This is a genomic window from Streptomyces sp. G5(2025), assembly GCF_049542075.1.
GTDB lineage: Bacteria > Actinomycetota > Actinomycetes > Streptomycetales > Streptomycetaceae > Streptomyces.
This window is the reverse complement of sequence record NZ_JBMUZT010000006.1, coordinates 1,761,673-1,775,702: the sequence shown is the minus strand read 5'-3', so window position 1 is coordinate 1,775,702 and position 14,030 is coordinate 1,761,673. Positions and strand designations below refer to the sequence as shown.

The 14,030-nt window shown below is 73.5% G+C and carries 12 protein-coding genes; 6 read left to right on the top strand and 6 right to left on the bottom strand.

The features are described 5' to 3' along the window. Positions 1-40: 40 nt before the first annotated feature. Both ACOBQB_RS18935 and ACOBQB_RS18930 read right to left on the bottom strand, forming a co-directional pair. A complete protein-coding gene (locus ACOBQB_RS18935) occupies positions 41-1,324 on the bottom strand; it encodes an MFS transporter (protein WP_423593213.1) in 1,284 nt (427 codons plus the stop codon). Positions 1,325-1,338: 14 nt separating this feature from the next. Continuing rightward, the gene (locus ACOBQB_RS18930) at positions 1,339-2,337 is read right to left on the bottom strand and encodes a metallophosphoesterase family protein (RefSeq protein WP_423593211.1); all 999 of its coding nucleotides are present in this window, start codon (positions 2,335-2,337) and stop codon (positions 1,339-1,341) included. Positions 2,338-2,563: 226 nt separating this feature from the next. Here ACOBQB_RS18930 and ACOBQB_RS18925 point away from each other — a divergent pair, with 226 nt between their 5' ends. Beyond that, on the top strand, positions 2,564-5,677 hold the full coding sequence (locus ACOBQB_RS18925; RefSeq protein ID WP_423593209.1) for an SNF2-related protein: 3,114 nt from the start codon (positions 2,564-2,566) through the stop codon (positions 5,675-5,677). Positions 5,678-6,393: 716 nt separating this feature from the next. After that, a complete protein-coding gene (locus ACOBQB_RS18920) occupies positions 6,394-7,677 on the top strand; it encodes an SWIM zinc finger family protein (protein ID WP_423593207.1) in 1,284 nt (427 codons plus the stop codon). Between the two features lie 110 nt (positions 7,678-7,787). Here ACOBQB_RS18920 and ACOBQB_RS18915 read toward each other — a convergent pair whose 3' ends face one another. Then, positions 7,788-8,375 (bottom strand): DUF4291 domain-containing protein, encoded by a 588-nt coding sequence (locus tag ACOBQB_RS18915; RefSeq protein ID WP_423593205.1) that lies wholly within the window; start codon positions 8,373-8,375, stop codon positions 7,788-7,790. A 96-nt stretch (positions 8,376-8,471) separates the two neighbouring features. On the opposite strand from ACOBQB_RS18915, the gene ACOBQB_RS18910 reads away from it, so the two are divergent. Next, entirely contained in the window at positions 8,472-8,909 is a 438-nt protein-coding gene (locus tag ACOBQB_RS18910; RefSeq protein WP_423593204.1) for a hypothetical protein, read from the top strand. Positions 8,910-8,929: 20 nt separating this feature from the next. Then, positions 8,930-9,700, top strand: coding sequence for a nucleotidyltransferase domain-containing protein (locus ACOBQB_RS18905; protein ID WP_423593202.1), 771 nt, complete (start codon positions 8,930-8,932; stop codon positions 9,698-9,700). 56 nt (positions 9,701-9,756) lie between these two features. Here ACOBQB_RS18905 and ACOBQB_RS18900 read toward each other — a convergent pair whose 3' ends face one another. The 3 genes from ACOBQB_RS18900 to ACOBQB_RS18890 form a co-directional block, all read right to left on the bottom strand. Next, positions 9,757-10,278, bottom strand: a complete 522-nt coding sequence (locus ACOBQB_RS18900; RefSeq protein ID WP_423598580.1) for a DUF3574 domain-containing protein — start codon at positions 10,276-10,278, stop codon at positions 9,757-9,759. Next, positions 10,275-10,979 carry a 2'-5' RNA ligase family protein gene (locus ACOBQB_RS18895; RefSeq protein ID WP_423593200.1) on the bottom strand — a complete coding sequence of 235 codons (705 nt, stop codon included), beginning with the start codon at positions 10,977-10,979 and terminating at the stop codon, positions 10,275-10,277. Before ACOBQB_RS18895 ends, ACOBQB_RS18900 begins: the two co-directional genes overlap by 4 nt. Before the next feature lie 107 nt (positions 10,980-11,086). Further along, entirely contained in the window at positions 11,087-11,407 is a 321-nt protein-coding gene (locus ACOBQB_RS18890; RefSeq protein WP_423593199.1) for a hypothetical protein, read from the bottom strand. A 507-nt stretch (positions 11,408-11,914) separates the two neighbouring features. Between ACOBQB_RS18890 and ACOBQB_RS18885 the strand changes: the two genes are divergently transcribed. Together ACOBQB_RS18885 and ACOBQB_RS18880 are read left to right on the top strand one after the other, a co-directional pair. After that, positions 11,915-13,135 carry an amidohydrolase gene (locus ACOBQB_RS18885; protein WP_423593198.1) on the top strand — a complete coding sequence of 407 codons (1,221 nt, stop codon included), beginning with the start codon at positions 11,915-11,917 and terminating at the stop codon, positions 13,133-13,135. 175 nt (positions 13,136-13,310) lie between these two features. After that, complete coding sequence (locus ACOBQB_RS18880) at positions 13,311-13,994, top strand: DUF899 domain-containing protein (protein ID WP_423593196.1); 684 nt, start codon at positions 13,311-13,313, stop codon at positions 13,992-13,994. The last annotated feature ends 36 nt before the right edge of the window (positions 13,995-14,030 follow it).

Genomic DNA, 14,030 nt, shown 5'->3' with positions numbered 1-14,030 from the left:
CGGGACAGGGCCTTTCGGTACGGGGTCCTTCGGGACGGGGCTATTCGGTATGGGACTCTTCGACACGGGGCTTTTCGGTACGGGGGAGCAGCACGGCCGCCCCCGTGAGTGCCACCGCCAGGGCGACGACCGCGCAGGTCAGCGCCGGACCGACGCCCCACAGCGTCCAGGCGGCGCCGAACCCCGCGGCGGCGACAAGGCGGGCGAGGGCCTGTCCTGTCTGGAGCACGGCCATGCCGCCGGCCCGCCGCTCGCTCGGCACGAACGGTGCGGCCAGGGCCATCAGGACGCCGTCGGTGGCGGCGTAGAAGACGCCCAGCAGGAGCAGGACGCCGATGAGCAGCGGCCGGCCGTCGGTGGGCGCGAGCAGGAGGACGTAACCGCCGAGGAGCGCCAGATGCCCGGCGAGGAAGGGCACGCGGCGCCCGACGCGGTCGGCGAGCCGCCCGGCCGGGACGGCGAGCAGCAGATAGACCGCGGCGGCGCCCAGCGGGAGCAGCGGGAACCACGACACGGCGAAGTCGAGCCGCCGCTGGAGGAGGAGGTAGAGGAACGCGTCGCCGATGGTGGCCGCGCCGAGCAGCGAGGCGGCGTACAGGACGCGGCGGAAGGCGGGGACGCGGAGCAGGTCGAGCGCCTTGACGGGCGGAGTGGCCGGGGGGTCCGGCGGCTTCGGCGTCACCTGCTCCCGGTGGCCGGGCACGAACGCGACCAGCATCAGCACGCCGAGCAGCCCGAAGCAGAAGCTGACGACGAACACGGCGTCGTACGCGTCCGCGGTCGCCCACAGCAGCGCGAACGCGGCGAGCGGCCCGAGCAGCGCGCCCGTGGTGTCCATCGCGCGGTGCACGCCGAAGGCGCGGCCGAGCGTGTCGGGTGGGCCGCTCAACGAGATGAGCGCGTCGCGGGGCGCGGTCCGCACCCCCTTGCCGACGCGGTCGGCGGCGAGCGCCGCGCCGATCCCGGCGGTGGCGCCGCCCGCGAGCAGCAGCCCGAGGCGGGAGAGCGCGGAGAGGGCGTAACCGCTTCCGGCGACGAGTTTGTGCCGCCCGCCGCGGTCGGCGGCGTACCCGCCGACCAGGCGCACCAGTGCGGTCACGCCGTTGTAGAGGCCGTCGAGGAAGCCGAACTGAAGGGGGGAGAGGCCAAGTTGGAGGACGAAGTAGAGCGGCAGGACCGCGGTGATCATCTCGGACGAGATGTCGGTGACCAGGCTGACCGCGCCGAGCGCGAGGACGGGCCCGGCGACGCGGCCGCGCCGGGCCTCGGAGGCGTTGGGCTTCTCCGAGACCTTGGCGACCGCGTCGGTGGTGGCCAGATACATGGCGCGCGCTCGTCTCAGCGACAGGAGTACGACGGGCTGGTGTCCTTCGTCGAGCCGTCCGTCGCGACGAGGTTCCAGGAGAACCCGGTGTCGGTGAAGTTCAGCTTGATCACGCCGAAGGTGCCGGTGATCCGTTTCTGGCTGTTGGGCTGCACCTCCTCGATGTCGTACGGGTTGGCGCCGCCCATGCCGCCGAGGAGTTCGACGATGCCGTTCGGGTCGGCCTTGCCGTCCGCGTTCTGCGGGGCGAACCGCTCGTAGTGGTGGTCGTGGCCGTTGAGCACCAGCTCGGCCTTGTTCTCCTGGAGCAGCTTCCACACCGGGCGGCCCACGGGGTCGTTGCCGTGGCCTCCGGAGGAGAAGAGCGGGTGGTGCCAGTACGCGGCGACGCACTTCTTGTCGTTGGCGGCGAGGTCGGCCTTGAGCCAGTCGATCTGCTCGTCGTCGTCGAAGCTGTTGGAGTCGAGGGCGATGAAGTGCCAGTTGCCCTGGTCGTAGCTGTAGTAGCTCTTGCCGTCGGGGTAGGCGATGGACCCGAAGTAGGACTTGTAGCCCTTGAGGGGACCGGCCGGGTCGTAGGTCTCGTGGTTGCCGGGGATGGGGCGGGTCTTGTTCTTGAAGGCGCCCCACGTCTTGTCGTAGTAGTTCTTGTAGTCCTTCAGCCGCGCGTCGTCGTACTGGTTGTCGCCCATGGTCATCACGAAGGACGGGTTGATCTGCTTGACCAGGGCCGCCGTCTTGGGGTGCTTGCAGCTGCTGCTGCTCGCGGTGCACTGCTCGGCGATGTCACCGGCGGCGACGGCGGTGAAGCCCGCCCGGGTCTCGGCGGTGGGGGAGGCGTCGGCCTCCTCGGCCGGGGACCAGAGCAGTACGCCGCCGATCGCCGCGAGCGAGGCGGCCGCGGCGATCGGGATGCTCCAGCGGGGTGTGCGTGGACGGGGTGTGTGTGAACCGGGCGTGCGTGAACCGGTTGCAGGCGTACGGGAGTTCATGGCGCGGGGGGTGGGCGGCATGTCCGTCTCCTCGGTTGGCGTGGGGGTGCCGGGCCGTCTCGGGGAATCCTGGCGATGCGACATGCGCGCGTCAATGAGTTGGAGGATTATTGTTAGGAAACTTTCCTTCCAGTGTTCTGGCCGGTTGTCGGTGGGCTGTCCAGGCGGGGTTGTCAGTGGCCTCGCCTAGGGTGGCGAGTGTGGGGGACGGGTGGCGTGAGCAGGGGCTGAGCGAGGTGGTGCGGCGATGACGGCAGAGGCGGCGGCGGTGGGCGACGCCCACGTCCTCGTACGTTCCTGCGCGGCTCTCTTCCTTCCGGCGGAGGTGCCGAGGCGGGGGCGGGTGGCTCTGTGGCGGCCGGAGGGTGGCGAGCTGCCTGGGGGATTCGGGGGGCGTGGGCTCGGCCCTGGCGACCCCGGGTGCCCTGAGGCGCTCGGCGAGCTCGTCGTGGCTCGTAGGCACGGCAAGGGTGCCCGTTCCCGTACGGTGCCCGCGCTGTTCCTGCCGGTGGCCGAGGCCGTGCCGCTCCTGTTGCGCGCCGCGCGCCCGCATCCCACCGCGGCCTGCTGGGCCGCCGCCGCCCGGCACGCGCTGCACCTGGCCGCGCGGGGCAGGCTGCTGCCCGGCCTCACCGCCGGGGACCTGGACGCGTGGCGGGCCGGACCGCTGGACGAGGCGGATGTCGTCCAGCTGCGGGCCATCGCCGCAGCCCTGCCCGTCGAGGGGCATGCCGTACCGCTGCCGGGCGGCGGGCCACTGCTGCTGCCCGAGCCGTTCGCCTTGGTCAGAGCCTTCGTGGACGCCGTGGTGGACACGCTGCCGCGCACCCCGGCCGCCGCCCACGCAGCCGGCGCCCCCTTCGCGGCGCGCGAGCCGCAGCGGCTGCCGGGCGCGCGGGAGTGGGCCGCGGAGGTCGCGGCCGGGATGGACGCGGGGGTGCGGGTCTCCCTGCGGCTCGATCTGCGGGCGCACGAGGTGTTCGACAGGGCGGAGGAGCAGGGGGCCGGGGCCGGGGGTGAGCCGGGAGCTGCGGCGTCGGAGCCCAGGGCCGCGGGTGAGTTGGGAGCCGCGTCGGAGTCCGGGGCCCGGGGTCGGCCGGGAGCTGCGTCGGAGTCCGGCGCCGGGGGTGAGCCGGGAGCTGCGTCGGAGTCCGGCGCCGGGGGTGAGCCGGGAGCTGCGTCGGAGTCCCAGGGTGCGGGCCGGGCGGAGGTGCCCCGCGCGGCCGTGGCCAGCCCCGCGGCTGCTGTCGTGCAGGTCCACAGTCTCGCCGACCCGTCGCTCGTGACCGACGTCCCCGGCCTCTGGGCGGGCAGCGACCACTTCGGTCCGCGCGCCAGGGTCGACACCCTGCTCGCGCTGCGCCGCGCCGCCCGCGTATGGCCGCCGCTCGCCGGACTCCTGGAGCGGCCGCGCCCCGACGTACTGCCGCTGAGCGAGGAGGAGTTGTACGACCTGCTGGGCTCGGCGGCCGCCCGGCTCGGCGCGGCCGGGGTGGCCGTGCACTGGCCGCGCGAGCTGACGCGCGGCCTCACCGCGACGGCCGTCGTCCGCCCCGCGCCCGGCACCGCCGCCGACAACTTCGACTTCTTCAAGACCGAGGAACTCCTCCAGTTCCGCTGGCAGTTGGCCTTCGGCGACCAGCCGGGCGACCCGCTGACCGACGCCGAGCTGGACCTGCTCGCGGAGGCGCACCGCCCGGTGGTCCGCCTCCGTGACCAATGGGTCCTGGTCGACCCCGAACTCGTACGCAAGGCACGCAAGCGCGACCTCGGCCTGCTCGACCCGGTGGACGCCCTGTCCGTCGCGCTCACCGGTACGGCGGAGGTCGACGGCGAGCAGGTGCCCGCCGTGCCCGTCGGCGCGCTGGCGAAGCTCCGCGCGCGCGTGACGGACGACCTCGGCACGATCGCCCAGCCGCCCGGCCTCCACGCCACCCTGCGGGACTACCAGCTCCGGGGCCTCGCCTGGCTGGACCGCATGACTTCGCTGGGCCTCGGCGGCTGCCTCGCCGACGACATGGGCCTCGGCAAGACGGTCACGCTGATCGCCCTCCACCTCCACCGCGCGCACCCCGCCCCGACGCTCGTGGTCTGCCCGGCGTCGCTGCTCGGCAACTGGCAGCGGGAGATCGAACGCTTCGCGCCGGGCGTACCGGTGCGCCGCTTCCACGGCGCGGGCCGCACCCTCGCCGGACTGACCGGCGGCTTCGTCCTCACGACGTACGCCACGATGCGTACGAGCGCGCCCGAACTGGCCGCACAGCCCTGGGGGCTGGTCGTCGCGGACGAGGCGCAGCACGTCAAAAACCCGCACGCGGCGACGGCCAAGGCGCTGCGCACGATCCCCTCCCCGGCCCGCGTCGCGCTCACCGGCACCCCTGTGGAGAACAACCTCTCCGAGCTGTGGGCCCTTCTCGACTGGACGACCCCTGGCCTGCTCGGCCCGCTGAAGGCGTTCCGCGCCCGGCACGCGCGTCTGGTGGAGGGCGGCGATCCCGCCGGGACCGGCGCGAACGACGAGGCACTGGCCCGCCTGTCCCGACTGGTGCGGCCCTTCCTGCTCCGCCGCAAGAAGTCCGACCCCGGCATCGCCCCGGAACTCCCGCCGAAGACGGAGACCGACCATCCGGTCACGCTCACCCGCGAACAGACCTCGCTGTACGAGGCGGTGGTGCGCGAGACGCTGGCGCGCATCGAGGCCTCCGACGGCATCGCCCGCCGCGGTCTGGTGATGAAGCTGCTGATGGCGCTGAAGCAGATCTGCAACCACCCGGCGCAGTACCTGAAGGACGGCGTGCTCACCACGCGGTCGGGCCGCGCCCGCTCGGGCAAACTGGAGCTGCTCGACGAACTGCTCGACACGATCCTCACCGAGTCGGAGAGCGCGGGCGCCGTCCTGATCTTCACGCAGTACGTGGAGATGGCCCGCCTCCTGGAGACCCACCTGTCGGCGCGCGGCATCCCCGCACAGCTCCTGCACGGCGGGACGCCGGTGGCGCGCCGCGAGGAGATGGTGGACCGCTTCCAGTCGGGCGAGGTCCCGGTCTTCCTGCTGTCGCTGAAGGCGGCGGGCACCGGCCTGAACCTCACCCGGGCGGGCCACGTGATCCACTACGACCGCTGGTGGAACCCGGCGGTCGAGGAGCAGGCCACCGACCGCGCGTACCGCATCGGCCAGACCCAGCCCGTCCAGGTCCACCGCCTGGTCACGGAGGGCACGGTCGAGGACCGCATCGCCGAACTCCTGGCGGCGAAGCAGGCCTTGGCGGACGCGGTGCTCGGCGAGGGCGGCGAATCCGCGCTCACGGAGCTGTCGGACGCGGAGCTGGCGGACCTGGTGGCGTTGAGGAGGACGACGTGAGCGGTGTGGGCGGCGCGGGCGCCGGCGAAGCGGGACCGGGAGCTGCGGACGGCGTCGGTATCGGTAGGGGCACCGGTGAGGGCCCCGGCCCCGGCCCCGGCCCCGGCCCCGGCCCCGGCCCCGGCCCCGGCCCCGGCCCCGGCCCCGGCCCCGGCCCCGGCCCCGGCCCCGGCCCCGGCCCCGGCCCCGGCTTTGGCCCCGGCCCCGGCTCCGGCTTTGGTCCCGGCCCCGGCTTTGGCCCCGGCCCCGGCTTTGGCCCCGGTCCCGGCCCCGGCCCCGGCTTTGGCCCCGGCCCCGGCTTTGGCCCCGGTCCCGGTCCCGGCCCCGGCCCCAGCCTTGGTTCCGGTCCCGGCCCCGGCCCCGGTCCCGGCCCCAGCCTTGGTTCCGGTCCCGGCCCCGGCCCCGGTCCCGGCCCCGGCCCCGGTCCCGGCCCCAGCCTTGGTTCCGGTCCCGGCCCCGGCTTTGGTCCCGGTTCCGGCCCCGGCCCCAGCCTTGGCCCCAGCCCCGGCCCCGGCCCCAGCCTTGGCCCCAGCCCCGGCCCCGGCCCCAGCCTTGGCCCCAGCCCCGGCCCCGGCCCCGGCCCCAGCCTTGGTCCCGGTCCCGGTTCCGGTGGCGGGCGGAGCGAGGGTGGGCCCGGTGGCGTGCGGGGCAGGGCTAAGCCGGCGCGTGGCGGGCGGGGCCCTTCGCGGGGCGGCGGCCTCGGCTGGGCCAGCGGCATGAGCGAGACGAGCCGCATGGGCAGCGGCCGCGTCTTCCCCGCCCTGCCGGCACACCTCGACGCCAAGGAGCCCTTCGCCGCGTCCTGGTGGGGCAACGCCTGGATCGACGCGCTGGAGGAGAGCGCCCTGGACCAGGCCCGCCTGGCGCGCGGCCGCACGTACGCACGCGAAGGCGCGGTCGATACGATCACCGTAGCGCCGGGCCGCATCGTCGCTTACGTCCATGGCAGCCGCCCCCGCCCCTACCGCGCGGAGATCCGCCTCCGGACGATGCTGCCCGAACACTGGGACCGCTTCCTGGACGCGGTGGCCACGGACCCCGCGCACATCGCGGCGCTGCTCGACAGGGACATGCCGCACGCGCTGGCCGAGGCGGCCGAGCGGGCCGGCGTCCAACTGCTCCCGGGTGCCCGTGAGTTGGCCCCCTCCTGCACCTGCCCCGACCGGGGCCACCCCTGCAAACACGCGGCGGCGCTGGCCTACCAGATGGCCCGCCTCCTGGACGCCGACCCGTTCGTCCTGCTCCTGCTGCGCGGAGGCGAGGAACAGGACCTCCTGGACGAGCTGTCCCGCCGGAACGCGCACAAGTCGGCGGCGGAGCGGCAGGCCGCCCCGCCGGCGCCCGCCACGTCCGCCGAACCAGCGCTGCCGGGCACTCCGGCGAGGGACGCGCTGACCTCGGAGTACCGCCCACCGCTCCCGCCCCCGATGGCGCCGCCGGCCCACCCCGGTGAGCCCCCGGTGCTGCCGTCCCTGCCCGGCGCCCCGGACCCGACGTCCCTGGAGTTCCTGATCACGGACACGGCGGCCAGGGCCCACGCGTTCCTCACCACGGGCACCGACCCCTTCACGGCCACGTCCCCCTGGCACGACGCGGTCCGCCTGGCGGCCTCGCACCCCGGCCTCACGGGCCGCCGCACCTTCAGCCGCCAGTTCGCCGAACTGGCCCGCTCGGTGGGCCGCACCCCCGCGGACCTCGCCCGGGCGGCGGCCGCGTGGCGCCAGGGCGGCGAGGAGGGCCTCGCGGTCCTGGAAACCCCCTGGGACCCCCCGGCGGGCCCTTTCGACCGCGCCCGCGGCGCCCTCGCGGCGGCGGACCTCCCCCGCATGACGATCCACCGCAACGCCCTCACGAACGCACCCGGCTCCCTCCAACTCCGCTTCGGCCACGACAACCGCTGGTACCCGTACCTGAGCGAGCCGGGCGCGGACGACTGGTGGCCGGAGGGGGAGGCGGACGTGGACGTGGTGGGTGCGGTGACGGGGGTGTGGGGAGCGTAGGGCCCCCGGTGAGGAGGTCTCTGCGTAAGAAGGAGGCCCTCACATGGCGAGGGGCCCTCATGTGGGCGAGGCGTCCTCATGTGGTGAGGGGACCTCACGTGACGAGGCCCTCACGTGACGAGGTGAGTCAGGAGCTCGTCGCCTCCCGGGTACACGCGTTCCTCGGGGAGCAGCGCTGTCGCCGCCGCGAGGTCGTTGTCGCGTACGTGGGCGTGGACTTCATGGGCCAGGTCCGTGACGTCCGTGATCGAGACCGTCCACTCGTCCGCGTAGCAGCGGGACGCCTCGCCCGACAGGCCCAGTTGGAGGGAGCGGTGAGGGAGCGGAGCCAGGTGGAGGTCGCGTTCCGGGTCCCATTGGACTCGGGCGGGGGAGCGGCGCAGGGCCTGTTTCCAGGCCGCCCGGTCGGGGTGGACGCCGCCGCGGGCGTAGTGCGAGAGGCAGGCGTTGCGCAGCGCCCAGTCGAAGCCCTCGCGGGTGATCTCCACCGCCAGGACCGTCTGCTGGCCCGGCTTCATGGCCCAGCCGCAGCGGTACATCATCCAGAGAAAGGACGGTTTGACCCACGTCATGCGGTCCCGCTTCCAGGCCGCGGGGAAGCGGCCGGAGCGGGCCGCCGGTCCGCCGATCTCCGGGGCGTACGCCTGGTAGACGGTGATCGTCGAGTCGGTGTGCACGGCGCGGATCTGATGGTTCATGGTCAGCCAGCCTGCCGGGGGCGGTGGCAGGGGCGCCAGTGAATTGTCGGTGCCGCGCGTTACCGTGAAGGTGTCGGAGTCGGAGAAGGGGGTTCCGTGGACGCTGAGTTGACCGCATTGGCGGCGGCCGGGGCGACGGCGCTCGTGCAGCAGATGGTCACCGAGGGATGGACGCAGGCCCGGGATCGCGTCGCCCGGTTCTTCTCGCGCGGCAGCGGGGGTGACGAGGCGGTTCTCGTCGGGGAGCTGGAGGAGGCGCGTGCCGAGGTCGTCGCCGCGCGCGACGCCGGGGACAGTGAGATCGCGGCCGACGTGCAGACGGAGTGGCGTTCCCGGCTGCGCCGCAGGCTGGCCGCCGATCCGGCCGCCGCCTCTGCCGAACTGCGGTCGCTGCTGGCCGAGTTGGCGTCGGCGGCCGAGGCCCAGGCGCTTCGGGGGAGCGACACGTACAACACCATCAGCGGTGGCATATATGGCGCCCCGGTGATCCAGGCGGGCAGTATCGGGCAGCTGAGCACCGGCGACGGCCGGTGAGCGCGACGACGGCACGGACCATGAGCGACGACCTCTTCCTCGACCATGTCGCCGACCGGCTCGCCGCCCTTCCCGGTGTCGAGGCCGTCGCCCTCGGCGGCTCCCGCGCGCAGGGCACGCACACCGCCGACAGCGACTGGGACACCGCCGTGTACTACCGGGGACCCGCCTTCGACCCCGCCGCGCTGCACGCGATCGGCTGGGAGGGCCAGGTCTCGGGGATCGGCGAGTGGGGCGGCGGCGTCTTCAACGGCGGGGCGTGGCTCACCGTCGACGGACGCCGCGTCGACGTGCACTATCGGGATCTCGACGTGATCGAGCACGAGGTGGAGGAGGCCGAGGCGGGGCGGTTCCGCTGGGAGCCGCTGATGTTCCACCTCGCCGGGATCCCCAGTTACCTGGTCGTCGCCGAACTCGCCGTCAACCACGTGCTGAAGGGTGAACTGCCGCGCCCCGCTTACCCCGAGGCCCTGCGCCGCGCCGCTCCCGGCGTCTGGCTCGGCCGGGCCCGCATGACCCTCGGCTACGCCCGCGCGAACTACGCCCCGCGCGCCCAGCACACCGAGGTCGCGGGCGCCCTCGCCACGGCCGCGATGGAAGGCGGCCACGCGGTGCTCGCCGCGCGCGGCGAATGGGTCACCAACGAGAAGCGGCTCCTGGAGCGGGCGGGCCTGCGGGGCGTCGACGCGATCCTGGCGTCGTTGGCGGCGGACGGGCCGGTGGGCCGTGCCGGCCTCATCGGGGCGCTCGACGAGGCGGAGCGGCTCATCGTGAGGGCCGTGGGGCGCTGAAAGCGGAGCCCCGGGTTGCCTGCCCTTGCAGCGGCCCTCCTCCGTACCCCCGGCCGTCAGAAATCGACCCTCGTCCGGTCATCGAGCCGCGCCACCGACTCCTGCGCGAACGCCTTCTCGTAATCGCTGCGGATCTCCTCGATCAGCACGTCCCGTTCGCGCGCCTCGCCCGCCGGGTACAGCAGGATCAGTTCGTACGAACGCTCGCGCTCGATCCTGCCGTTGGAGTCGCGCCACTGCCCGCGCCCGTCCTGGATGGTCAGCCCGTCGGGGAAGCCCGGCGTGACCTCCTTGTCGATGAAGGCCATGAACTGCTTGTCGGTGACGGCGGGACCGCCGTCGGGGCGTTCCGTGCCGAAGAAGAGCCGGGTCTCCGTGTAGGGCTTGCCCCTGAGGGGTGTTGACGGGGTGGCGGCCGTGGACGTGGAAGAAGAAGCCGTCGAGGCGGCAGCGGTCGAGGACGACGGCCGAGGGGCGTCGTCCAGCGAGGCGTACGCCGCAGGTGCCGCGACAGCCAGGACCGCGGTCGCGGCACCGGCCACGGCGAGTCGGGTACGGGTGAGGCGGGAGAGGGTCAGAGCCACGGGGCGGTCCCTTTCGGTTGAGGACGGTGCGCGGTCGGCGGCAAACCGTAGCGGACGTGTCCCGCCCTGCCCGCACCACCCGCCCCGCCCGCCCCGCGCGAATCGCTTGAGTCGTGCCCATCACATGCGTCCTTCGGCCGTCTTTGGGGAGCGCCTTCTCCGAGGCGGTACGTCCTCAGGTCCCGCCAGCCGCCCGCGCCGTCCGTCACGATCAGGTGGACCTCGTTCACCTGGCTGACGAGGGGCAGGTGCGGGGCGAGCCGGGACTCCAGAGCGTCGTAGGCGGCTTCGTACGTGTGCGGGCCCTCGTGGTTCGCGAGGGTCAGGTGGGGCGCGAGGGGCGGAGTGAAGATGCCCCGGTACGGGACCGCCTCGGGCCAGCGGTCGGTGAGCGACGCGGTGAGGGCGCGTACGGGGGCTTCGGGGTCCGGCGGGAGGTAGAGGACACCCGGGTAGCGGCGGAACTCGGTGAACGTCAAGGTGAAGGGGGCGTGGCCCGCGAACACCTCCGCCAGGTCGGCGTGGGCCGACGCGGAGAGGCGGGACTCGTTGACGAACGGGTAGAGCACCGTCACGTGGGCCGGAAAACCCGCGCTCACCAGGTGGTTCGCCTCGGGGACCCGGATGCTGAGCGCCGTGTCCCCGGGCAGGTCGGCCCAGCCGCCGGAACCGCCCCGCGTCGCCGCAACCGTCACCGCGCTCCGTCCCGCCCCACCAGCCCAGCCCAGCCCTCAGCTGACCTTCGTACGTTGAGTTTCGTACGTTGACCTTCGTACGTCAGTACGTACAGGGAGGCATCGTGTCACGGCCGCTCCGCGGGCCCGGCCTGCGGGGCGCACTCCGTCCACGCCGGAATCTCGGCGGCTCCGCGACGGGCAGCCGCTTCCGGGGCCCGGGCGAGCCGGCCGCAGACCGCTGGGACGTCCGGCACACCGTCCCGCACACCCTCCGGTCCCGCGAGCGCGTCCTGCACGCCGGCCTGCATCCAGTCGGCACGGTTGTCGTCGGCCTCGGCGACCGCCAGAGCGATCAGCCTCACCGCGGCCACCGTCCCCGCCCGGGCCAGGGCCTGTGCCGTCTGCCGGGTCACCGCCGTGTCCGAGGCGTCCAGCAGCAGAGCCACCAACGCTTCCGCGGCCTCAGGAACGTCAGCGAAGGAAGCGAGGTCATGCCCGGCACAGACGCGTTGCGACCACGAAGAGGACGAAGCCTCAGCCAAGGCCACCCGCAACCCGTGCATTGTTTCTGACACAGACGGACAGTCTCATGCCGCAAGGCGGAAGATCGCGCCCGGGGCGAAGACGCCCACGCGGTCGACGGAGAACATGGCGGCAGCCCCGCACTACCGTGAAGAAAACATGGCGGCAGCCCCGCACTACCGTGAAGAAATGACGCCCCCGCCCCCGCCCCCACTCACGCCGCCGTCACCTCCGACACCCACGCCCCCGGAGTCCACGCCCCCCGCCGACCTCCTCATCACCGGCTGCACCGCCCTGACCCACCGTCCGGACGGCGAGATCGTCTTCGTGGAGGACGCGGTGATCGTCGTACGTGACGGAGTCATCGCCTCCATCACGGCGGTCGGCGCGGCTGAAACCGCGAACACCGAAGCCACCGGCCTCGTGGCCGCGTGCCCCGAGGCCGTCCCCCTGAAGCCGCCGAGCACATCGACGGCCGCGGCACCATCGCCCTCCCCGGCCTCATCAACTGCCACACCCACACCCCGATGGCCGCTCTGCGCGGCCTCGCCGAGGACCTGCCCGCCCACGCGTGGTTCAACGACTGGATCTGGCCCATCGAGTCCAACCTGACCGAGCGCACGGTAGGGCTCGGTGCGCGGCTCGCCTGTGCCGAGATGATCCGCGGCGGCGTCACCACCTTCGCCGACCACTACTTCGCCATGGACACCGTGGCCGACGTCGCCGAGGAGAGCGGCCTGCGTGCCGTCCTCGGCCAGGCCTACTTCACCTCGCAGGGGCCGGAAGGGCGGGCCACCTCCCTCGACTTCGCGCTGCGGCGGCGCGGCGCCGCCGGCGGGCGCGTCACCACCTGCCTCGCCCCGCACGCCCCGTACACCGTCGACGACGCCGACCTCGCCGCGACCGCGGAACTCGCCCGCGAACACGGGCTGCTCGTCCACATCCACGCCGCCGAGAACCGCGAACAGACCCGGAACAGCCTCGCCCGGCACGGCCGTACGCCCATCGAGGTTTTGGAGCGCGCCGGGCTCCTCGACGCGGACCTCCTCATCGCCCACGCCACCGGCCTCGACCCCGCCCGCGACCTGCCCGCGCTGCGCCGCTCCGGCGGACGCGTCGCCGTCGCCTCGGCGCCCCGCGGCTATCTGAAGTTCGGCTGGGACACCACACCGGTACGGGCGTTGCGCGAGGCCGGCGTCCCGGTCGGCCTCGCCACGGACGGTGCCGCGTCCAACAACACCCTCGACGTGTGGGAATCCATGACGCTCACCGCGCTCGTCCAGAAGCACGCGGAGAACGACCCCACCTGGCTCACCGCCCGCCAGGCCCTGGACCACGCCACACTGCAGAGCGCCCGAGCCGTCGGCCTCGGGCGGGAGATCGGGAGCCTCGCCGAGGGGCGGCGGGCCGACATCATCCTCGTAGACCTGAACGGACCGCACACCCAGCCCGTGCACGACCTGGCCGCCACCCTCGTGCACAGCGCCCGCTCCGGGGACGTACGCACCACGATCGTGAACGGCAACGTCCTCATGCGCGACCGCGAACTGCTGACCCTCGATGTGCCCGAGACCGTCCGGGAGTTGGGCGAGCTGCTGCCCGGGCTCGTCGACCGGAGCCACGGCCGACGCGTCCAGGAGTACGACGGTTAGCGACAGCCGGCTGACCACACCGGGCTGGCCACAGCCGGACCACAGCCGGCTGACCACACCCACCCGCCTCTCCGGCTTTTTCTTGGCTTTTCTCATCCAGGAGCGATGAGTTCCGCACACCCCGCCGGTCCACCCATCGCCGAGGTACGCGCCCGAAGGGTGGAGGAGACACACCATGGGACTTCCGGACATCGTCACGCGCGAGGAGTGGCTGACCGCACGTGAGGAGTTGCTGGCCAAGGCGAAGGCCGCCACCCGCGCGCGCGACGCGCTCAACGCCGCGCGGCGCCGACTGCCGATGGTGGAGGTCGACAAGGAGTACTACTTCGACGGCTCCGACGGGAAGGCGACACTGCTCGACCTCTTCGACGGCCGGGACCAACTGATCGTCTACCACTTCATGTTCGCCCCCGAGTGGGAGGCGGGCTGCCGCAGCTGTTCCGCCTTCCTCGACCAGCTCGGGCACCTCTCGCACCTGCGGGCCCGCGGCACGAACTTCGTCGCCGTCTCCCGCGCGCCGTACACCGCACTCCTCACCTTCAAGGCCCGCATGGGCTGGACCGTGCCCTGGTACTCGACGCACGGCGGCGACTTCAACCACGACTTCGGCGCCTCCTCCACCGAGGAGCCGCGCGACATCCCCGCCATCAACTGCTTCCTGCGGGACGGCGACCGCGTCTTCCACACCTACGCGACGTTCGCCCGCGGCCTGGACGGCCTCGGCTCCACCACCAGCCTCCTCGACCTCACCGCGCTCGGCCGGCAGGAGGAGTGGGAGGAACCGAGAGGCCGGGCGTCGGCGCTCGGGGCCCCGGCGGGCAGCGCGCGGGTGCGCTATCACGACGAGTACGAGGACTGATCCCCTGGGGAGAACCCGGGAATTGCCGCAACTCCG

Excerpts from the sequence above, each read along its gene's own strand:
- ACOBQB_RS18935 (WP_423593213.1), bottom strand. The coding sequence starts at position 1,324 with ATGTATCTGGCCACCACCGACGCGGTCGCCAAGGTCTCGGAGAAGCCC.
- ACOBQB_RS18920 (WP_423593207.1), top strand. The coding sequence starts at position 6,394 with ATGAGCGAGACGAGCCGCATGGGCAGCGGCCGCGTCTTCCCCGCCCTG.
- ACOBQB_RS18925 (WP_423593209.1), top strand. The coding sequence starts at position 2,564 with ATGACGGCAGAGGCGGCGGCGGTGGGCGACGCCCACGTCCTCGTACGT.
- ACOBQB_RS18880 (WP_423593196.1), top strand. The coding sequence starts at position 13,311 with ATGGGACTTCCGGACATCGTCACGCGCGAGGAGTGGCTGACCGCACGT.
- ACOBQB_RS18930 (WP_423593211.1), bottom strand. The coding sequence starts at position 2,337 with ATGCCGCCCACCCCCCGCGCCATGAACTCCCGTACGCCTGCAACCGGT.
- ACOBQB_RS18915 (WP_423593205.1), bottom strand. The coding sequence starts at position 8,375 with ATGAACCATCAGATCCGCGCCGTGCACACCGACTCGACGATCACCGTC.
- ACOBQB_RS18905 (WP_423593202.1), top strand. The coding sequence starts at position 8,930 with ATGAGCGACGACCTCTTCCTCGACCATGTCGCCGACCGGCTCGCCGCC.